General features: G+C 60.1%; 22 protein-coding genes and 1 tRNA gene. 17 read left to right on the top strand and 6 right to left on the bottom strand.

Annotation, left to right across the window (positions count from 1 at the left end; all coding sequences use genetic code 11):
• The 6 genes from J0X19_RS22395 to J0X19_RS22420 all read left to right on the top strand — a co-directional run.
• On the top strand, nucleotides 1-294 hold a 294-nt coding region (locus J0X19_RS22395; protein WP_206986652.1), incomplete at its 5' end, for a hypothetical protein.
• A complete protein-coding gene (locus tag J0X19_RS22400; RefSeq protein ID WP_206986653.1) occupies nucleotides 294-866 on the top strand; it encodes a bacteriophage holin in 573 nt (190 codons plus the stop codon). The genes J0X19_RS22395 and J0X19_RS22400, both read left to right, overlap by 1 nt.
• 2 nt (nucleotides 867-868) lie before the next feature.
• Nucleotides 869-1,411, top strand: coding sequence for a glycoside hydrolase family 19 protein (locus tag J0X19_RS22405; protein WP_206986654.1), 543 nt, complete (start codon nucleotides 869-871; stop codon nucleotides 1,409-1,411).
• A complete protein-coding gene (locus J0X19_RS22410; protein WP_206986655.1) occupies nucleotides 1,408-1,581 on the top strand; it encodes a hypothetical protein in 174 nt (57 codons plus the stop codon). Before J0X19_RS22405 ends, J0X19_RS22410 begins: the two co-directional genes overlap by 4 nt.
• A gap of 12 nt (nucleotides 1,582-1,593) precedes the next feature.
• Nucleotides 1,594-1,773 carry a hypothetical protein gene (locus tag J0X19_RS22415; RefSeq protein WP_206986656.1) on the top strand — a complete coding sequence of 60 codons (180 nt, stop codon included), beginning with the start codon at nucleotides 1,594-1,596 and terminating at the stop codon, nucleotides 1,771-1,773.
• A 197-nt stretch (nucleotides 1,774-1,970) separates the two neighbouring features.
• A complete protein-coding gene (locus J0X19_RS22420) occupies nucleotides 1,971-2,249 on the top strand; it encodes a hypothetical protein (protein ID WP_206986657.1) in 279 nt (92 codons plus the stop codon).
• An 84-nt stretch (nucleotides 2,250-2,333) separates the two neighbouring features.
• Here the strand turns inward: J0X19_RS22420 and J0X19_RS22425 are convergent, their stop codons facing one another.
• On the bottom strand, nucleotides 2,334-3,164 hold the full coding sequence (locus J0X19_RS22425; protein WP_206986658.1) for a hypothetical protein: 831 nt from the start codon (nucleotides 3,162-3,164) through the stop codon (nucleotides 2,334-2,336).
• A gap of 149 nt (nucleotides 3,165-3,313) precedes the next feature.
• Between J0X19_RS22425 and J0X19_RS22430 the strand changes: the two genes are divergently transcribed.
• From J0X19_RS22430 to J0X19_RS22455, 6 genes are read left to right on the top strand one after another with little or no spacing between them, the layout of a single operon-like run.
• Entirely contained in the window at nucleotides 3,314-4,093 is a 780-nt protein-coding gene (locus J0X19_RS22430) for a hypothetical protein (protein ID WP_206986659.1), read from the top strand.
• Nucleotides 4,090-4,635 carry a hypothetical protein gene (locus tag J0X19_RS22435; protein WP_206986660.1) on the top strand — a complete coding sequence of 182 codons (546 nt, stop codon included), beginning with the start codon at nucleotides 4,090-4,092 and terminating at the stop codon, nucleotides 4,633-4,635. Before J0X19_RS22430 ends, J0X19_RS22435 begins: the two co-directional genes overlap by 4 nt.
• 3 nt (nucleotides 4,636-4,638) lie before the next feature.
• The gene (locus J0X19_RS22440; RefSeq protein WP_206986661.1) at nucleotides 4,639-6,591 is read left to right on the top strand and encodes a SprB repeat-containing protein; all 1,953 of its coding nucleotides are present in this window, start codon (nucleotides 4,639-4,641) and stop codon (nucleotides 6,589-6,591) included.
• Nucleotides 6,588-7,988 carry a hypothetical protein gene (locus J0X19_RS22445; RefSeq protein ID WP_206986662.1) on the top strand — a complete coding sequence of 467 codons (1,401 nt, stop codon included), beginning with the start codon at nucleotides 6,588-6,590 and terminating at the stop codon, nucleotides 7,986-7,988. Before J0X19_RS22440 ends, J0X19_RS22445 begins: the two co-directional genes overlap by 4 nt.
• Nucleotides 7,985-8,416, top strand: a complete 432-nt coding sequence (locus J0X19_RS22450; protein WP_206986663.1) for a hypothetical protein — start codon at nucleotides 7,985-7,987, stop codon at nucleotides 8,414-8,416. The genes J0X19_RS22445 and J0X19_RS22450 overlap by 4 nt, the downstream gene beginning before the upstream one ends.
• A gap of 11 nt (nucleotides 8,417-8,427) precedes the next feature.
• Nucleotides 8,428-11,727, top strand: coding sequence for a phage tail tape measure protein (locus tag J0X19_RS22455; RefSeq protein ID WP_206986664.1), 3,300 nt, complete (start codon nucleotides 8,428-8,430; stop codon nucleotides 11,725-11,727).
• 162 nt (nucleotides 11,728-11,889) lie between these two features.
• On the opposite strand, the gene J0X19_RS22460 is transcribed toward J0X19_RS22455, so the two are convergent.
• Entirely contained in the window at nucleotides 11,890-12,555 is a 666-nt protein-coding gene (locus tag J0X19_RS22460; RefSeq protein WP_206986665.1) for an outer membrane beta-barrel protein, read from the bottom strand.
• A gap of 175 nt (nucleotides 12,556-12,730) precedes the next feature.
• Here J0X19_RS22460 and J0X19_RS22465 point away from each other — a divergent pair, with 175 nt between their 5' ends.
• Nucleotides 12,731-13,354 (top strand): recombinase family protein, encoded by a 624-nt coding sequence (locus J0X19_RS22465; protein WP_206986666.1) that lies wholly within the window; start codon nucleotides 12,731-12,733, stop codon nucleotides 13,352-13,354.
• A 3-nt stretch (nucleotides 13,355-13,357) separates the two neighbouring features.
• On the opposite strand, the gene J0X19_RS22470 is transcribed toward J0X19_RS22465, so the two are convergent.
• Nucleotides 13,358-13,762, bottom strand: a complete 405-nt coding sequence (locus J0X19_RS22470; RefSeq protein ID WP_206986667.1) for a hypothetical protein — start codon at nucleotides 13,760-13,762, stop codon at nucleotides 13,358-13,360.
• A gap of 168 nt (nucleotides 13,763-13,930) precedes the next feature.
• On the opposite strand from J0X19_RS22470, the gene J0X19_RS22475 reads away from it, so the two are divergent.
• Entirely contained in the window at nucleotides 13,931-14,365 is a 435-nt protein-coding gene (locus J0X19_RS22475; protein WP_206986668.1) for a hypothetical protein, read from the top strand.
• 74 nt (nucleotides 14,366-14,439) lie between these two features.
• Here J0X19_RS22475 and J0X19_RS22480 read toward each other — a convergent pair.
• Nucleotides 14,440-14,511: transfer RNA gene (locus J0X19_RS22480), tRNA-Arg, on the bottom strand.
• 147 nt (nucleotides 14,512-14,658) lie between these two features.
• On the opposite strand from J0X19_RS22480, the gene J0X19_RS22485 reads away from it, so the two are divergent.
• Nucleotides 14,659-15,144: an Ohr family peroxiredoxin gene (locus tag J0X19_RS22485; RefSeq protein ID WP_206986669.1), complete on the top strand. Its 486-nt coding sequence runs from the start codon at nucleotides 14,659-14,661 to the stop codon at nucleotides 15,142-15,144.
• 89 nt (nucleotides 15,145-15,233) lie between these two features.
• Here J0X19_RS22485 and sucC read toward each other — a convergent pair whose 3' ends face one another.
• Nucleotides 15,234-16,439 (bottom strand): ADP-forming succinate--CoA ligase subunit beta, encoded by a 1,206-nt coding sequence (gene sucC / locus J0X19_RS22490; protein ID WP_206986670.1) that lies wholly within the window; start codon nucleotides 16,437-16,439, stop codon nucleotides 15,234-15,236.
• A 167-nt stretch (nucleotides 16,440-16,606) separates the two neighbouring features.
• A complete protein-coding gene (locus J0X19_RS22495) occupies nucleotides 16,607-17,725 on the bottom strand; it encodes a glycoside hydrolase family 113 (RefSeq protein WP_206986671.1) in 1,119 nt (372 codons plus the stop codon).
• A 188-nt stretch (nucleotides 17,726-17,913) separates the two neighbouring features.
• Here J0X19_RS22495 and J0X19_RS22500 point away from each other — a divergent pair, with 188 nt between their 5' ends.
• Nucleotides 17,914-18,579 (top strand): ABC transporter ATP-binding protein, encoded by a 666-nt coding sequence (locus tag J0X19_RS22500; RefSeq protein ID WP_022823855.1) that lies wholly within the window; start codon nucleotides 17,914-17,916, stop codon nucleotides 18,577-18,579.
• Nucleotides 18,580-18,971: 392 nt separating this feature from the next.
• Nucleotides 18,972-19,775 (top strand): hypothetical protein, encoded by an 804-nt coding sequence (locus J0X19_RS22505; protein WP_206986672.1) that lies wholly within the window; start codon nucleotides 18,972-18,974, stop codon nucleotides 19,773-19,775.
• Nucleotides 19,776-19,814: the final 39 nt, after the last annotated feature.

Below are 19,814 nucleotides of genomic sequence, written 5' to 3' on the forward strand. Positions count from 1 at the left end.
GTGCCCGAGTTGGGCCTGCGCCTGACTGGCGACGGCATCGAGCTCATGATTAGCCGCGTCGACGCCGACAACAGCAAGGAGGCCGATGCCGGGCTCGACCAGCTGCTGCAGGCCCGCGCCTTCGACTCGCAACGCACGGCCGATATCCTGCTGGAAAAAATGCGCCTGTTCCTCAACCGCACGGCCTCCGCGACCCGCTACGCCACCTACTTCACTACTGGCCCCTACCGGGCGCCCAGCACGCCGGTGGTGCCCCTCAACACAGCGGAATCCCGCGTCTACCGCTTCCTCTGATGCGTGCCTTGCTACAACCTCTGGTGCTGCTGGTAACTGAGCCGCGCACCGTGTTCGTGCTCAACACAGCCCTGGGGGCTTCGCCCTGGGCCTTGCTGGTGCGCCAGTACCTGTTTGCCGACTGGCAGTTTGCCGGCTTTCTCTTCACCCTGATTCTGGTTGATACCATCACCGGCGTGCTGCGCAGTTGGCAGAAGCGGCAGGTGAGCAGCCGCGCCTTCAGCCGCATTTTCATCAAGTGTCTGGTCTACCTGCTGCTGCTGATTCTGGCCCATGTGATGACCAGCTTCACGATTAAGGGCGAGGTGAACGTGATGTTTCAGTGGTTCGACACCTTCATCTACTGCGCCATGATGGCCCGTGAGGCCCTGAGCGTGCTGGAAAATCTAGCCAGCGTGGCGCCGGAGCTGGTGCCCAAGGTGCTGCTCAAGCGCCTGGCCCTCTTCAGCGAAGACCCCGAGGCTGCCCTACGTGAGCTGAAGCCCGCGCCTACTCCCGAGCCGGAAGTGGTGAGCCCTGGCATTGTAGAAATTTCCTCACCGACACCCGCTGAGGGTGTCATACTCAATTAATTATGCAGTTAACCAAACCACAATTGGTGGCCGCCCTGGTGGGCACCACCTCGGCCGAGGCCGACAAGTTTTTGAAGCCGATCAACGCCACGTTGGAGCGCTACCAGATCAACACCCCGCTCCGGGTGGCGCACTTTCTGGCCCAGATTGGCCACGAGTCCTGCGGGTTGGATGCCGTGCGCGAATATGCCAGCGGTGCCGCCTACGAGGGCCGCAAAGACCTGGGCAATATCCAGAAGGGCGACGGGGTGCGCTTCCGGGGCCGGGGCCTGATTCAGATCACCGGCCGGGCCAACTACTACGCTTTGAGCCGCGCCTTCCAGGTGGACTTCGTGGCCGAGCCGCTGCTGCTCGAGCAGCCCCTGTACGCGGCGCTATCGGCCGGCTGGTACTGGAACAGCCGTAGCCTCAACGACATGGCCGACGCCAACTTCTTCGACACCATCACCAAGCGCATCAACGGCGGCACCAACGGCTACGCCGACCGCCTGAACCGCTTTTTGGTGGCCGCTAAAGCCCTGGGTATTCCGGGTGGGAAAGCATGAGGCGGCTCTATGGCGCGCTGCTACTCGCCTTGGCTGGCTGCGCCACCAGCCGGCCCGTGCCGCCGCTGCTGCGTCCACCGAACCTGGACTCGCTGGAGCGGGTGGCGCAACTGCCGGCCTACTTAGTGCCGCCGCCCGCGCAGGCTAGCGTGAAACAGGTTGCGGCCTAGCGCGAGTCGCAGGTGAAGCTGCTTGGCAACGTCGGCGCCCCTGTAGGGAAGGTCAAGCTCAAGAATGTAGGTAATACGGATACCGATACAACTACTACCGTGCAGCACGGTATCACCAGTGCGCAACTCACGCTGGTGGCCGTGCTGCTGAGCGTCATGGGCCTGCTGTGCTGGCTTAAACCCTGGAAATAATTACGCCCTGGCCTGCTGGCCGGGGCGTTTTGCTTTGTTACCTTCGCCCTGCGAACATTACTGGAATACCATTACCTGGAAGCTCTGGGCCGTGACATACGGCCGGGGAGTAGAGCGGGAGCATGACCCGTATACGAAAGGGCTTCTAGGAGCCAGTAGTGTTCGCAGCAATTTCCCCGGCTTGCGCCGCTGCTGCTATGGCGAAGAACAATAATCCAATCGGCTTTACCAAGCCAAAGCCCATGCCTCGGGAAGCCGAGGAGTCGTACCTGACTGGCCATGGAGATGAGGAAGAGCAGAAGCCAGCCGCTCCGGCGCGCCAGCCCAAAGCGGCCCCGGTCTACGTCGGCACCAGCGAAAGCCTGGAAATTCTAGCTGCCTACGACCTATTTCCGCTGACTCCGCTCAGCAACCTGGAGCAGCAGCTGGTACAGGTGGTGGCGGGCCTGGAGCAGCGGATAACAGAATTGGAATAGCCATCCCGATTACTTGATCCGGCAGACGTTCTACTGTATCGGCCTTTTCCTGCTGACGCTGGCGGGAAAAGTAGGCTACAGACATTACTTGTCGTTTCCTAGATGGCGCAGCAGTTGAATTCCGATTAGATACGGCATTATTAATGGAATGGCGGGTACAGACACCACAAAACTGGCGGTGACTATAGGCTCTGGCATCGACGCTGGCAGTACGGCCAGCACCGTGCCTAGTAGGCCAAAGAAACCGTACAACCAGCTAGAGGCGGGAGAAAGCCATCCCACCACCCGCAAGGAAATGGCAAAGGCTACTGTGGCCAGGTAAAGTAAGGCCACTTCGACCGCGCTGATGGCCCTGAAGAGGCTGCGTAGGGGCCCGTACCACGCCGGCCGGCTGTCGGTGGGGCCGAATCCTTGGAAGGCTTCTACCAGATAGCTGTGCCAGTAGAGCATGTTGAGGATGAACAAGGGGAGGGCCACGGAGAGCATTGTCTGGCCTAACAGCGAGTACAAATTTTCTTTGCTCGCTTTTAGTTGCTCGCGCAGTAGGGCAAAGCCCCCGAGCAGCAGCAGGCCACTCACTATTAGCAGGGCGTACCGAAGTTGCTGCTCGACGGCGGCGGCCGCGTACCCGGCGGCTGTGGACGGGGGAGGACCCATACCAAATAGGAGCGAGAGTAGCAGCCATGGGGCGGCCAAGAGTACGGCTGCCACCCCCGTTGCCCGTTGCAAGTCCGTTCCTCGGCCAAACCTGTGCACCCCCAGCGACCACGCAGCCCCAGCCATCAGGAGCACATTGAGCCCCCAGAGCGGAACGTAGACAGTAGAGCGGACGGGGGCCACTGTGAAGCCCAACAGGGCCCCCACAAAAGGCAACAGGACAAGGTAATAATAGCTAAGCGAGCGAGAAACAGGCATAAATGCAATGCTAACTACGTAGGAATTTCATCAGCAATAGAACCTTCCAACATGCGCAAGGCACTGTAATATATTTAAATTAATATATTAATTGGTAGTGGTCATTTCATGTCCTTTTTCACCGAGGCAGCTTGCGGCAGTTTTGCCGCATGGAAGATCTGCAAATCGGCCGCACGCGCTACCGCGTGCCCTCGACGTGGAACGAGCTGACCCGCGCCCAGCTGCTGGGCGTGATGGGCGTGCTCTACGGCCCGGAAACCAAACTGCCGGCGCGGTTGCGGCTGCTGAGCGTGCTCAGCGGTGCGCCCCTTGCTGAGCTACTGACCCTGCCCGAAATCGTGGTGGTGCAGCTCTACCCGCTTACCGATTTTGTGGCCAGCGAGGAGCACCGGCTCACCGAGCAGCTGCTGCCCGAGGTGAAGGTGGGCCGCACGCGCTTTGTCGGGCCGCGTTCCAGCTTTCGCAACCTGCTCTTCGGCGAGTTTATTTTTGCCGACACCTACTTCCGGGCCTGGGCCACCCACCGCTCGGCTGAAGCCTTGGACTTGTTCCTGGCCACGCTCTACCGGCCGGCCGTGCCGGGCCTGGGCCCCGGCGACCCACGCTGGCGCGGCGACCGGCGCGAGGAGTTCAACGAGCACCGCACCGAGTACCTGGCCCAGCGCCTGGCTCACCTGCCCGACGCCCAGAAACTGGCCATCACCACTTGGTACCGCGGCTGCCGCACCCAGCTCGAGCTGGAATTCCCGGAAGTGTTCGACGGGCCCGACGAGGTCCGGCAGGGCAAGCCCGGCGACTGGGGACAGGTGCTACGCAAGCTCTCCGGCGGCGCTTTCGGCCCCCTGGAGCAAACCGCCCGCCAACACACGCGCACCCTGCTGGCCGAAATGCAGGACCGCGCCCGCCACTATACCTCCCTCAAAAAATGATGCTTCGCCATTCCCAATACGTGGGCCTGCTCCGAGAGCTGGCTACCCGCCACAAACAGATTCAGCACACCCCCGCCGCCCCGCGCTTCGCCCGGATCCTGGTGTCGCAGGACCCGTTCCAGCGCCAGGTAGATATGCACGAGTTGACTACCATCATCGGCCGCACGCTCAAGGCCGGCCCCGGCCAGCAGGTGCTCGTGGTCGAGTCCTGCGTGACCGACTACCAGGACAACCTAGGTGACAACCGCACCCGCCTGCGCCACGCCGCCTACATGGTGCTCACCCAGGTGCCCTCGGCCACCGACCACAACGCTGTCGAAGCGGCGCTGGATGCCACCGAGCAAACCGGCGAGGAACTCTTCGGCGCGCTGGAGCACCAGCTGGCTACCCAGGTGAAGGTGCGCGTGCTGGCCGGCAGCCTCGGGGCCGAGAGCATCGGCCCACTGGCTAACAGCACCTGGTTCGGCACCCGCTTCGATTTCGATTTTACCACCCCGGCCAGTGGCGCCTTGCGCTACCACCCCGACGCTTTTCTGCCTTAATCGATGCTGTATCCGCTTCTGACCACTTGGCGCTATTTCAGTTCCTACCAAGATCCTAACGACTCGCGCATTTACGGCGACATCTACCACGCTGAACGTTGGGAGTTTAACTCGCTGACTCGTCAGGTGGTCTTCACCGACTTCGGATCTAATCCCGGCGCCAACTACTACGACTGGTACCGCGGCGAGGGCAGCTTCGACCCAGGGCCGCAGGACTACAGCCGCTCCTCTGATGAGGAGTTCTTTGTGTACGTGCAGGGCCCTACCCGCACGGGCTTCTTTCACGACGGCGCCGGGGGCGTGTTTGAGGACCCGGTGACGCTCACCGCCGACTTCACACCGGGTGGCTTCAACTGCTTCGGGGCTCGCAACGCCACCCTGAACGTGACGCCGGGCGGCCTGGCCGGCCCGTTCACCTACGCGTGGAACGACGGCGTGACCACCCAGAACCGCACCGGACTGGGGGTCGGCATCTATGCCTGCACCATCACCGATATCCCCAGCGGCGCACAGGTAATGGTGCAGCACCGCGTGCTGGAAAACCCGCGTCTGAACGTACTCGTGCGCAAAGTGGACCGCGACGTCACGCTGGACGTGACGGGTGGCACGGCGCCCTACACCTACCTCTGGGACGATGGCGCCACCACCGCCACGCGCACCGGGCTCTCCTCCGGCACCTACTACTGCGTAGTCACCGACGCGGCCAACTGCGCGGCCGAAACCATCGAGGTGTCGCTCGACGAGTTTACGTTCTTCTTCTCGCGCAACCCGATCCTGCTCGCCCTCGATGCCGGCGCCGCCTACCGCGCCGACCCCAGCACCAAGCCGGGTCTGACGTTTCTCTGCGACGTGTTCATCGAACCCGAGTACCTGAGTGGGGACTTCGTGCAAGTGGGCGTGCGCCTCGAACAGCCGGCCGACCGCGACGGCCGCACCACGTTTGACGTGCAGGAACTGCTCGACGTGTTCCTCGACTACCACGTGCCGGCCGTGGGGCAAACCGCCCTGAGTGTGGCCGGCCCGCTGTTCCGGCGCTTTTACTTGCAGCACGCCGAGGTGTACGGCGAGCCACCGGTACCGGCGCCGGCCACCACGCTCACCCAGCACTACCTGCTCCGGGGCGGGCTCAGCCGCTACGAGGCGGAAACGCGCACCTACCTGGACGTCTACCGGCCTACGATCAAGCCGTTTCTGACCTGGCAGCCCCACAACAAAGTGGTCTTTGCCGACCAGCCCGAGTTTCTCTACTACCATTCCAACCAGGTGGGCCGCACCGACATCGCCCTGCGCTGCCGCGTGTTCTTCAGCGACGGCAGTAGCCGGCTGTTGCCGCTCGGGCCGCTCACGCCCGACGTGCGGCGCTACGAGGCGTACTGCTGCCCGGTGGGCTTTCAGCAGTTGGGCCTGCAGGACGAGGCCGGTCGCCACGTCGTGCGCTGGAGCGTGTGGGTGGGCGACGACTACGAGGGCGTGTACTCCGAAACGCGCACCTACGTGCTCGACCGGGAGCCCAAGCCCCAGCGCCGCTACTTGCTGTTTGCTAACTCGCTCGGGGGCATGGATACGATTTGCGTGTGGGGTGAGGCGCAACTCGACGCCGAAGTCACGGGCGAGGAGCTGGAGCGCAGCCCCGGCCCGCGCTACGACGCGCTGCTGGGCGACCAGTTGGTCTTGGAGCGCACGCTGCGCCCGGTGCTCAAGCTGGCCAGCGGCCTGCGCGCCGACTCACGCGAGTGGCTGGCCTGGCTGCAGGAACTGCTGCTGAGCCGGCGGGTGCTGCTCTTGAGCGGACCGCGCTGGCTACCGGGCGTGGTCAAGGCCAAAACCAGCACGATTCTCAAAGAAGGCGAGTGGCACCAGACGCTGGAAATCGACTTTCAACTGCCGCGGGAGCAGCACTACACCCCGCGCCTGGGGGCTGCGGCCGTCACGCGCCAAGATCGGCTGCTGCCATGATTGCGCTAAAAACCCAAGCGGGCTGGCTGGACCTGCTGCCCGGCACCATCGGCATCGAAATCAGCAACCCCTACTTCCGCTTCGATGCCGTGCCGGGCGTGAGCACCTACCCCTTCGGGCTGCCCATGAGCCCGAAAAACCTGCGCGACTTGAACTTCCCGCACGTAGTGGCCGCCCAGGGCGAGCTGGTCCCGGCCGTGCCGGTGGAGTTCTACCTGGACGGGCTGCTCTGGCGGCTGGGCAGCCTGGTCTACCAGGACTACCAGCCCGACAAGCGCATGCTGCAGTACCAGTTCGTGGCCGCCGCGGGCGATTTGCAAACCCTGATCGAAGGGCTGAAGCTGGGCACGATGAACCTGGGCGGCGTGCGGCCCCTGGTGTTGAGCCCGAACGAGCCCGACTACGCGCTGGGTACGATTCGCAACCGCGGGTTTTTCGGCGACCAACCGATGGTCTGGACCGGCTACCTGAACTATTACGCGAACGGGGCCTATCCGGAGTTTGTGGCGCCCCAGCCTCGGTTGGTCCCGCTGCTGCGGCGCGTCTTCGCCCAGGTGGGCTATACGCTCAGCGGGGAGTGGCTCACCGATCCACTGATCACGCAGTTGGTGCTGTATTCCGACCGCATTGCCGACGACTACGTGCAGCTGGTGGCCACGCAGTTTCTGCTCGAGTGGCACGTGCCCCAGGAGCTGAGTCCGGGCCAGCTCCTGGTGGAGTTGCAGAAGCTCTTCGGGCTGGGCTACGACTTCCATCCTACCCGGCGCGAAATCCGCATCACGCGTCTGCGCGACGTGGCCACCAACCCCGAATACCTGGTCCGCGACCCAGGGCAGCTGACCCGTGCCACCCCGCCGCTGGCCGAAGGCTACACGCTGGAATTAGGGCTGGAGGCCGGCGACGAGTTGAGTAAAACGCTCGATACCAGCTGGACTAAGCTGGTAGTAGGGGCCGGCAAAACGCCGCTGAAGGCCGAAGCGGGCACGCTGCACTGCGTGGAAGAGAACGGCCAGCTACTGCCAGCCCTTGAAGGGAAAGGGGCAGGAGTGACCCAGAATCTCAACGCCGCGTCGCAGTGCGGGCTGCGCCTGCTCTTTGACCGGGGGAACGCGCAACTCACCAACGGCCGCGAGGCCGGCAGTGCGCTGGCCTTGCAGTGGGCCGGGGCCAACGGGCTCTACGCGCAGGGCCACCAGGCCTGGCTTTCGTTCCTGGACCGGGCCGGCCGCGAAGAGCGCCTGGTGCCCTTCCGGGTGGGCGACTTGCTGAGCCTGGATCCGGCCCGCAAGGAGCTGGTCGGCCCGCGCAAGTACCTCTGGGAAAAAGTCTCGCTGAGCGTGAGCACCACCAAGCGGCTGGAAACGGCCCGCTTCACCTATCGCCCCATTCGTCTATGAGCCAGGAACTAGACCTCGCCAACAAGTGGCTGGACTTCACCATTGAAAGCTTCGTCGAGAACATGCGCAAGCTGCGCATCCAGGACACCGGCACCTTGATGGCCAGCTTTAAAAAACAGGTCATCGGCTCGGCCGAGGGGCGCCTGCAGTTGCAGCTCAGCTACGCGCTGTATGGCAAGTTCATCGACATGGGCGTGGGCCGCGGCATGGGCCAGGGCGTGCGCCGCGGCGATGACGGCTACGACCGGATTCGCACCAGCCGCGGCCGCCTGCGGCGCAAAGAGCGCAAGGCCCGCAAGTGGTACAGCCGCGAAATGGCTTACCAGACCAAGCGCCTGGCTGAACTCATGAGCGAGCTGCACGGCACCGTTCTTATCTCCAGTGTTTCCGATGCCCTGCCTGCGCAGGACGTCACCATTATCTTTTAAGCGAAGCCGTTATGGCCGAAAATAGCGAAGAACGGAAAGTCAAGATCCTGCTCGATGCGCAGCAGGCCAACGCCAGCATCAAGGAAATGGGGGCCGGCGCCGCCATCATGAAGAGCCAGCTGGATAAGATGGCCCAGGATGATCCGCGCCGGGCGCAACTCATCAACGACCACGCGCAATTACGCGAACGGATCCAGGAAGCCGCCCTGGCCCAGCGCACCTACGTCAAGTCCACCGAGGAGCTGGCGCGGGAGCAGGCCCAGCTAGCGCAGCAAAACCAGGAAGTCATTCTGAACGGACAAAAAGTGACGGCCTCCTTCAACGACATGAAGGCTTCGGCCGACTTGCTCGAGCAGCAGTTGCACGCGTTGTCGGCCGACGATCCGGGGCGCAAGAAGATGCTGGCCGACTACCAGGCCCTGCAGGAGCGCATTGACGGCGTGAAGAAGGAAATGGGCGAAACCACCGAAAAAGGTCTGACCATGAAAGATGCGCTGGCCTTTGCCGGCGTGGGTGTAGGCCTGGAAGCGGCTGTGGACGTTGTAAAGGAAATGGGGGCCGAAGTTGTGCAGACCGTGCAGGAGTTCGAGAAGCTGCGCAGCTCCATCAACGGCCTAACCGGCGCCACTGGGGAGGAGCTCGACCAGCTCACCACCGGCGTGGCGGGCCTGGCCAAGACCTTCGGCAAGGAATACGACGAGGTGCTGGTGGCCAGCAACGCGCTGGCCAAGCAGATGGGCATTTCCCAGCAGGAGGCCCTCACCTTACTGGAGAAAGGCTTCGTGGCCGGCGCCGATGTCAACGGCGAGTTTCTCGACCAGGTGAAGGAGTACCCGGCCCAGTTCAAGCAGGCGGGTCTCTCGGCCTCCGAGTTCATCGGCGTGCTGAGCCAGTCGCAGACGGATGGCGTGTTTTCCGACAAGGGTGTCGACGTGGTCAAGGAGTTCGGCCTCCGGATCCGGGAGCAAACCAGCGCCACCAAGGACGCGCTGTACGCTGCGTTTGGCCCGGAGTTTACCAAGGAAATCCTGGACGGCGTCAACAACGGCAGCCTCACGTCGGTGCAGGCGCTGCAGCGCATTTCGCAGCAGATGAACGACACCCAGATTCCGGCCGCTCAGCTGCAAACCGTCATTGCCGACGTGTTCGGCGGGCCGGGCGAGGACGCCGGGCTGGAGTATTTGCAGTCGCTGCGCAACGTGGGCGGGGGTATCGACTCGCTGATCGACAAGACCAACCCGTACGTGCAGCGCCAGCAGGCCCTGCTCGATTCCAACAAGGCGCTGGCCGCCACCCAGAACGACCTGGCCAAGGAGTTCGAAGGCACCGGCACCAGTCTGGAAATGCTGGGCAACAACGGCCTGGCGCTGCTCTACACGCTGCTCACTTCGCTGATTGTCACCTTTAAGGAGCTCTTCCAGCCCATCCAGGATATCTGGAACTCGTTTATGGAGCTGGGTCAGGCCGTGGGCATCTTCTCGCAGGGGGGCACCTCGGCCGTGAGTGTGGGCCAAGCGCTGGGCAACGTGATCCGGGCGCTGTTCACGCCCACGCGCCTGCTCTGGGGCGCGCTGGCCGAGGGTGCCAAGTCGTTGGTAGAATGGGCGAAGGGCTCGGAAACGGCCCGTGCTGCGCTAACCGTCATGGCTGCGCCCCTGCGCGGGCTCTATGAGCTACTCATGAACGGGCCCGCGTACTTCGCCGGCTTCTCGGCCGCGGCCGAGAGCAGCTTCGGCACCATCGGCCGGGCCTGGCAACGAATTAAGAACCGGGACTTCGGTGGCGCGGCCGATGAGTTCAAGGGCATCGGTAAAAAGGCCGGGGATGCGTATGCGGATGCTTTTGCTCAGGCCATGGCCAAGAAGCCGGCGCCGGCCGCCAGCACCCCCGCGAAGGCCGACGATCCGGAGGCGCCAAAACGGGCCGCGGGCGGGGATGGGACCACCGAAAAGGACCGGGAAAAGGCGGCCAAGGATGCGGAAACTGCGCGGGCCAAAGCCAAAGCGGCCCGCGACAAAGCCGACCAGGAACATCTGGATGCCATCAAACTGCGCTACAAAGAGGAAGGCGGCTTGCTGGTGGCGCAGGACGCGTTGCGCAACCAGCTGGGCCAGCGGGCCCTCTCCGATGAGGAAGCCCTGCGCGCCCAGCAGCGCCAGAAGCTCTTCGACGATGCCGATGCCCAGGTGGAAAAACTCACCGGCAAGGAAATTGACTACACCGAGCAGGTAAAAGCCATCGTGGAAGCGCGGGGCCTGGCCCTGCGCGAGCTGCAAACCAAGTTCGAGGCTGAAGACAAAAAGGCCCGGCAGGAAAAGCTCGAGGCCAAGCGGGCCCAAAACCAGGCCGACGAGGAAATCGCCCTGGCCGAATTGGAAGTGAAGCTGGCCAACGGCGTGCTCAACGAGCAAACGTACGAGGATGCCATTTACGCCGTGAAAAAAGCGGCGGCCGACCGGGAGCTGGCGTTGCTCAAAGAGCAGAAGGGTGCCGAGTCCGCAGAATATAAGAAGGCCGTGGCCGATAAGCTAGCCGCCGAGGCCGACCACATTACGAAGAAAAAGAAGCTCGAGGAGGACCTCACCAAATACGAGCGGGCGCTGGGCGCGGTAAAAAAGGCCCTGGGTAATGAGGAGCTGGCTTTTGTGGGGGAGTTGTTCGGCAAAAAATCGGGGCTCTACAAAGCCTTCGTGGCGGCGCAGAAAGCGACGGCCATCGCCGAGATTGGGCTGAACCTGGTATCGGAGCTATCAAGCAACTCGAAAAACGCGGCCGCCTTCCCGCCGCCGTTCAACGGCATCTACCTGCTGGCCACCAATGCTCTGTCGGTGGTGCGGGCGGGCGTGGCCACGGCCAAGGTGGCGGGCTTCCGGGAAGGGGGCAGTACCAGTGCCGGCAACGGCACCCTGGACTTGAACCGGTTGCAGGTAGCGCCCAACGGCAAGCTGCTTGATCAGGATGGCTTTGCCGTCGCGGGCCTGGTGCACGAGAACGAGTACGTAATTCCCGAGTGGATGCGCACCGACCCGAAGGTGGTGCAGGTGGAGTCGTGGTTGGAGGAGAAGCGGCTGCGCGGCTATGCTCAGGGCGGCGCCACCAGCGACGGCGGCAGCCTAGCCCCGGTGGACGAAGTGTCCGGCTCCGGCGAAGTAGCCACGCTGTTGCAGCAGTTGATTGCCGAGCAGCGCCAAACTCGGGAGGAGATGAGCACCTGGGTCCGCGAGTTCAAAGTGGTCAACCAGCTGCACGACTTCGACCAGGACTACGGCACCTTTAAAAAGGTGAACAACCAGAACGGTATTTCCGGCTAAAAAGGGTGTTCGAATTACCTGTCAAAAAATGCCCCCGAAAAACCGCGTTTTCGGGGGCATTTTCGTGGGTGCTACACGTGTTCGAAAAAGAACTCTATTTCGAACAGGCTCTACATTTTCTTGCTAGCAGCTTGGATACTGAAAAGCACATTATGGTCAGGATTAAGGGCGCGCTTTCAGATAGTAGCGCGTACCAATGGATACCGTGCTCGTTACGCCTGCACTGCCATAGATGATATAGGCTAACGGGCGTAGCGGAAGATTCAACAAAGCAGTTGCGGTCAGGTCCATGTGCGGACTCGCCTTATAGAGTAAACCGCCGCCGCCAGTTAGTCCTAGATCAAAGCTGGTGGACCGGTTCGTATTGGTAAAAAATACGGCGTTCGTGCTGTCCGCCTGGGTCTGCTTGTCATAGTGCATGTAAGCCATTACCGTAGCTCCTGCTATCGCCTGTAGCTGAAGTCGCCGTTGAGCGGGTTTACCCAGATCAATACGCAGAAGAATAGGTAGCAATAGGGTACGTTGGCGGGTTTGAGAATACACATTAATAGGAAACGGCTGGGGATAATTCGCTCGAATCACCCAGCGTTCCCGGTGCTCAAAGCGGCTTTGGGAAGCACTCAACCCCAGTTGCAGCGTTAGGCCCGGCTTGAGAAGCTTACCTGCTGTTATAATTGGCGCAAAACCCTGTCCAGCCCACCCAAAGTCCGAGCGGTACGCACCACTGTGGCCTACCTCAAGACCGACAAAATATCCTTTTTCCGGCTGCGTCTGGCTGAATACGGGTAGGGGCAGCAGCAGCAAACTTGCCCAGTAAAAATTACGCATAGTGGTACAGATAAGGAAAGGGAATGAAGCAAGTAGTATCTTTCTATTGAATAGAAAGATATAGAGATTATTTGATGATAACTACAGGATAGTATCGACTTATCATGGTGGTAACAATAGTGCTGGATACTGCTGTTATAGAACATAGCCTCACTTTTACTACTACATTGTCATTATGCGAGTAGCACTTTACGCCCGCGTATCAACGGCCGACAAGGATCAGGACCCGGAAAATCAGTTGCAGGTACTGCGCCGGGAGGCTGAGCGTGCTGGCGACGTGGTGTATAAAGAATACGTCGACGAGGATTCAGGCCGTAAGTCCAGCCGCAAAGCCTTCCAGCAACTGCTCTCCGATGCCGGCAAGCGTCGCTTCGACATGGTGCGGGTGTGGGACTTGAGCCGCTTCAGCCGCGAGGGGATTGAGAAGGTGTTTGAGCACACGTCTGTTTTGGAGCAGTGCGGCGTGAGCTTCTGGAGCTACTCGGAGCCCATGCTCAACACGGCCGGCCCGATGAAGGACTTCATGAAGGCCGTGCTCAGCTGGGCCGCCGGCTACTACAGTGAGCGGCTTAGTGAGAACGTGAAGCAGGGGCTACACCGCAAGAAGGCCCAGGCCGCGTTGAAGGGCGAAGCATACGTGCACGGCCGCCGGGCGCTGGCGCCGGCCGTGGTGGAGGAAATTCGGGCCCTGCAGCAAGATGGGCTGAGTGTGCGCAAGATTAGCGCGGCTACGGGGGTAGCGGTCGGCACCTTGCACAAGTACTTGGTCAAGCCCGTGGTGGCAGAAGAGGCAAGGTAGGAGTTACCGCCTAATCGGTTGGCGGGCCAGCCAGTCGTAGGCATCCAGCCCCTCCGTAAACACGGAAATGTACGGGACCGTAGCGTGCTGGATGATGTCAAGCAGGGTACGACTAGCGGACCAATCCCGAGCTACCACCCAAGCAACGTGTGTAATACCCGCCTGGGCAAGTTGCGGTAAGTAATCCGTACTCACCCACTGCTCGAGTTCGTCCCAGCCATCGTAGGCCATACTGCTGTCACAGAGCAAGCGACTGCAATCTAGCTGTTGCGCATGGCGCAGGAGGATGGCACAGCTCTCCAAAGAAGAAGCGGCGTTGTGGGTGCCCTGCCACTCGGCTTGCAGCCATTGAAAAAGTTCGTCGTAGCCTAGCGTAAAGAATAGCGACGTATAGAGATTTTTTATCATCCTATACATACGGTGCTACGCGGAGCGATAAATACGGAAATTAAAACGAGATTAATAACGCCTCGTCAGTAACTACGCAGCCGCCGGCTGTTTTGTGTCCTTTTCGGCCCTCGGTCGTGAGGTGAGCTTTGAGTTCTTCAACTCACTGTTCACCTCATTGTCCTTCGTATGAAACTGTATTTAGTAGGTGCCTGCCTGGCGTCTGCTTTCTTCCTCCAGACCCAGCTACTAGCGCAGGCCCCTCCTACCCTTTCGATAGAAAGGGTGACGCCTGGCCACGATAAGTGGGAGCACCTGCTCACGCTGAGCACTAGCCTCGACACCGTTGATTTGACAGTGCCTACCACTCCCTCGATGCTGCGGGCGGAGGTGAGCCCACCGCGCTACGACTATCGTAACGCCCGCCGGGTGGAGCGCAAGTACAACCGGGTGCGGCGCTACTACCGGCGCCAGAACCGCCGCGACACCCGCGGCCTGCAAAGGGAGAGCCACCGCAAGTACCAGTTGCAATGCCGGCAGATCCTGCAGGAAGAAAAACAGCGAAAAAAAGAACGGCACAAGCGGCCAGTAGAGGCCGAACAGAAGCCGCGAAATAGGCCGTAACGGCTAATTGTGACACACAATCTGCCACATAAAAAATAAAAACCCCCTCAGTTTGATACTGAGGGGGTTTTTAGTGGTCACGCTAGGAATCGAACCTAGATCAAGAGCTTCGGAAACTCTTATACTATCCGTTGTACGACGTGACCCGGTTAGGAGGGGCAAAACTAGCCAGAAATAGCGGTGTAGCCAAACCCAAGACAGCATTTTATCTAAAATGCTGTAGCTGCGCACCATAACCTTCCAGACGTTAATTCAGTTAGCTATTCTTAGAACCCGATCAACCTACTTCTATTATGGCAACCACTGAAAAGAAAACCCTCTATACGGCTGATGCCTCAGCTGTTGGTGGCCGTAGCGGCCACGTTCGCTCCGCCACTGGTATCATCGATTTGGATATGTCGGTGCCGGAAGGCTTGGGCGGCAAGAAAGGCGCCACCAATCCCGAAGAGCTATTCGCCGCTGGCTACGCATCCTGCTTTCAACAGGCGCTGCTGGTAATAGCACAGCGCGCCGGCGACAAGCTCGACGCCGATACCACGGTAGCTTGTTCGGTGTCGTTGTTTCAGGAAGGGGAAGGCTATGGCTTGAGTGCTGTACTCGACGTGGACCTCAAGAAATTCGGCCGTGACAAAACCGTAGAAATGGTGCGTCAGGCCCATAAAATCTGCCCCTATTCGGTGGGTACTCGCGGCAACATGGAAGTGGAGCTGCGCGTGCAGGGCGAGGCTATTCCGGTAGCCGCCGAAGAAAATGCCGGCGTTGCCGAGAAAGGGAATTAAAAAGTAAGAGTTAAAAATTAAAAATGGCCGTCTGACACCTCCTAATAGAGATGTCGAACGGCCATTTTTAATTTTTAACTCTTACTTTTTTAATTGACGCCCTGCGTCGCTAGTACTTCCTTCACGCGCTCAGCGGCGTCTTTCAGCAATACAGCCGAGTACACCTTCAGGCCCGACTCGTCGATGATGCGGGCACCTTCTTCGGCGTTGGTACCTTGCAGACGCACGATGATAGGCACTTTGATGTCGCCGATGTTCTTGTAGGCTTCTACCACGCCATTGGCCACCCGGTCGCAACGCACGATGCCACCGAAGATGTTGATGAGGATGGCCTTTACGTTCGGGTCTTTCAGGATGATGCGGAAACCGGCTTCTACGGTTTGGGCATTGGCTCCACCCCCTACGTCGAGGAAGTTGGCCGGCTCACCGCCGCTCAGCTTGATGATGTCCATGGTAGCCATAGCCAGGCCGGCACCGTTCACCATGCAGCCTACGTTACCGTCGAGCTTTACATAGTTCAGGTTCGAGGCTGAAGCTTCCACTTCCAAGGGGTCTTCCTCGTTGGTGTCGCGCAGGGCGGCAAAATCGGGGTGACGGTAGAGGGCGTTTTCGTCCAGAGTCACCTTGGCGTCAACGGCTAGGATTTTATTGTCCGAAGTTTTCAGCACCGGGTTGATTTCGAACATCGCCGAATCGGTGTCGTCGTAGGCTTTGTAGAGAGCCGTCACGAACTTTACCATCTCCTTCTGAGCCGGGCCGGTCAGGCCGAGGTTGAAGGCAATTTTAGCCGCCTGGAACGGACGCAGACCCACGCGGGGGTCTACATGCTCGCGGTGGATTTTCTCGGGGTGCGCCTCGGCTACCTCCTCGATGTCCATACCACCTTCAGTGGTGTAGATGATAACGTTTTTGCCGGTGCCACGGTCCAGCAGCACGCTCATGTAGTACTCCTTGGTTTCCGACTCGCCGGGGTAGTACACATCCTGCGCCACCAGCACTTTATGCACTTTGCGGCCCTCGGCACCGGTTTGCTTGGTTACGAGCTGCATGCCAATAATCTGGTCGGAAATTTCTTTCACTTGGTCCAGGTTTTTGGCCAGCTTTACGCCGCCCCCTTTGCCGCGTCCGCCAGCATGAATCTGGGCTTTGATTACGTACCAGCTGGTGCCGGTTTCAGCGTTCAGCTTTTTGGCAGCTTCCACGGCCTGGTCGGCGGTGTCGGCCACGATGCCTTCCTGCACGCGTACACCGTAGCGCTTCAGAATGTCTTTGCCCTGATACTCGTGAATGTTCATGGAGGTCAGTTATGGAGTGGTTCGATAAGTGCACGAAAGTAGGCAGAAACGGGGGGATTGTTGATGTGCTGACTACTGATGTGTGGATTGATGATAAACTAATTGCTGAGTTGCTGCGCTGCCATGACAACTATCAATCAACAATCAGCACATCAATAATCAGCCTATCACCGGCCGTACCAGTGGGCCATTACCTGCTCGGCGGGTTTGTGCTGGGGCGTAAAGTCCAGATGGCGACGGGCCGACCCATCGGCTTGCAGGCCGGGGTACCATTTCCAGATGAAGGTGCCTTGAAACCAGGGCCGCCGCCAGAACGTCTCGAACATGGCTTCGTAGCAGAGGCGCTGGGTTTGCTGGTCGGTTTCAGTAACTACGGCCATGCGGTCGGGCCAGGCCCAAGGTTGAATGGCGGCATCAGGGGTGGTTTTGTAGCCGATTTCGGTGAAGAGCACCGGTTTTTTGTAGCGCTTCTGCACCGCTTCAATGCGCCGCAAAGGCTGTTTCCAAGCAGCTAGCAGGGTTTCTTTGGCAGGATGCACGGTGGTACTGAGCGGGAAATACGCCTGGATACCAATGTAGTCCAGCGCATCCCAGAAGCGAATTTCCTCGAACTCCCCGCTCCAGTTGGCTGCGTAGGTCAGGGGGCCGTGGTACACTTCGCGCACTTGCTTAATCAATGTGCGCCATTCGGTTTCGTGGCCGGCGCTGGCGTGCTGCAACTCCGTACCAATGCAGAGGGCATCCATCTTGCTGGTTTCGGCTAGCTGGGCGTAGTGCAGCAGAAACACCGAGTAACTGGCAAACCAGGCCTGCCAATCGGCATCGGTGGTCATGTTGATGTCGCCGGGCCAGGCGCCACTACCGCCCCGTACCCAGATGTGGGGCTTGAGCATCGTACGGATGCCGCGCCGCCGGGCCAGTTGCGTGGTGGCAAGCAGCCCTCGGTCACTCTCGCCCCAGTAGCCCCGGTTGCCCGCGCCCGTATGCAGGCGCACTTCCGGTATGGCGGCTCCCGCTTGCCAGCCAAAAGGGGTTTGGGCAATCCAGGTTACGCCAGCGCGCACCAGGGGCTCTATGTTGGCACTGGAAGCAGAGTCGGCGGCCACCCAGTTTACGCCCCGCAGGCGCTTGTCGGGCAATGTTGCGGGTGTGGTGGCCCCGTGGGGGCTGGGCGCGGCAGTTGGAGGCAATGGCGGCATCCGGCCCCACTGCCACCAACCGAGCAGCAGCAACACCGGCAACAGCAAAAGCGGCGGCCAGAGTGGGCGGCGGCCGGAAACAGGCATAGTGGGCATGGTTCTGCTAAGAAACGAAACCTTTAGGTAGCAGAAAACCAACGCTAACCGTACGTATACTTGCCAGGCCGGCTGCTGCTACCAGCTGGCCGTTGCGGTTGCGCCCCGTACCGCATAATCTGCGGGGCAAACCGTAGCTTTGTTACCTCTATCGTCGGCTCATTTTACCTGGTTCCGTTTTGCTGCAAGCCATCAACGTTCGTAAGAAATACAACACGCTGGAAGTCCTCAAGGGCATTGACCTGACGATTGAAAAATCGGAAATCGTATCGATTGTGGGCTCTTCGGGCGCGGGCAAAAGCACGCTGCTCCACATCCTGGGTACCCTCGACAACCCGGACTCCGGGGAAGTGCTTTTCGATGGCGAATCGGTGAGCACGCTGAAACGCTCAGAACTGGCGCGGTTCCGCAACCGGCACATCGGCTTTATTTTCCAGTTTCATAACCTACTGCCCGAGTTTACGGCCCTCGAAAACGTGTGCTTGCCGGCGTACCTAGCGGGCCGCTCGGAAACCGAAACCCGCGTACGGGCCCGCGAATTGCTGGGCATGCTGAACCTGGAGCGCCGCGCCGACCACAAACCCAGCGAAATGAGCGGCGGGGAGCAACAGCGTACGGCCGTGGCCCGCGCCCTCATCAACTCGCCGGAAATCATCTTCGCCGACGAGCCCAGCGGCAACCTCGACTCGCAGAACGCGCAGGAGCTGCACCAAATTTTTTTCCTGCTGCGCAAGGAGCTAGGCCAGACCTTTGTAATTGTGACGCACAACGACCAATTGGCTGAAATGGCGGACCGCAAGATTACGATGAAAGACGGGCTGATTTGGGAAGGCGGCACCGTATAGGGAACCTGCCGTCTAGCTAAAACGTATAAGAAGGCATCCGAGGCTCGTTCTCGGATGCCTTTTGCTTTTACGACCCAGGTCATGCGTCCGTCCGCCCCGGACCATGCTGTGCAACCCGCTCCCTCGTTTTCCGGAAACGAAGGAGCGGGTTTTCTTATGCGCCGCGGGTAAGCAATAGCTCCGGATTGGCGCCTGATTCAGCCCGTAACCAAGCAGCAGATAGCTAAAAAAATTAGTTGACTAAAAAATATTTCAATCACGCTTGTAAACACTTGATATACAGGCATAAAATTCGACAAAAAATATATTCATTTTTGCACCTTTTCCAACTGGCGGTGGTTTACATATCAGAACACAAACACGGTATTACAGGACATTAAAGAACAGACGCCATGAGCGAAGCAACCAAGACCACCAAAGAGCCGGTACGCAAGACCAAAGTGGAGAGCTACGACATCTCGCGCTCCGACGAGACACTGCACTTGGCTACTGATCTGGCCAAGTTCATCAAGGAAAACAAGCTGACCACCACGGTGCAAGGCAAAGAGTTTGTGAACGTGGAAGGCTGGCAGTACGCTGGCTCGCGCCTAGGCATTGTGCCCATCGTCGACCACGTCATCAACGTATCAAACGACCAAGAACTGAAGTATCAGGCTAAGGTGACGCTGTTCGACATGCGTTCTGGCCACACGGTAGGCGCGGGCTTTGCCATTTGCTCCAGCAAAGAGCAAGGCAAGAAGTTCTACCAAGAGTTTGCCATCATGAGCATGGCGCAGACCCGCGCCATCGGTAAGGCGTATCGTAACATCCTGGCCTGGATTATTCGGGCGGCTGGTTATGAGCCTACTCCTGCCGAGGAAATGGAGTACGGCGGCAACATGCCTGCTACCACTCAACCTGCCATGACGGTGGTACCAACTGCCGCAGCTCCTACTCCTGCCGCTGAAGTTGCTGCGCCCATGAAGGCAGTAGCCGCCGAGCCGGCAGTTGAGGCCCCTGCCGTTGTAACCTATGCTTCGGCTGCTCAGAAAGAGGAAATCATTCGCTTGCTCAACCATCCGGTTATCACGCGCCAGGAGAAGACCAAGATGTTGCTCAACATCAACCGCTTGGACGATGAGCGTGCTACGCAAGCTATTGCCAAGCTGAAAAAAGCCATCGACGACCGTGAGAACGGGCAGTCGGCCGCAGCTTAACCGCGCAGCCTTCTACCACAAAGCGCCTGACTCCGATTG

Source organism: Hymenobacter telluris, from assembly GCF_017313265.1.
Taxonomy (GTDB): domain Bacteria; phylum Bacteroidota; class Bacteroidia; order Cytophagales; family Hymenobacteraceae; genus Hymenobacter; species Hymenobacter telluris.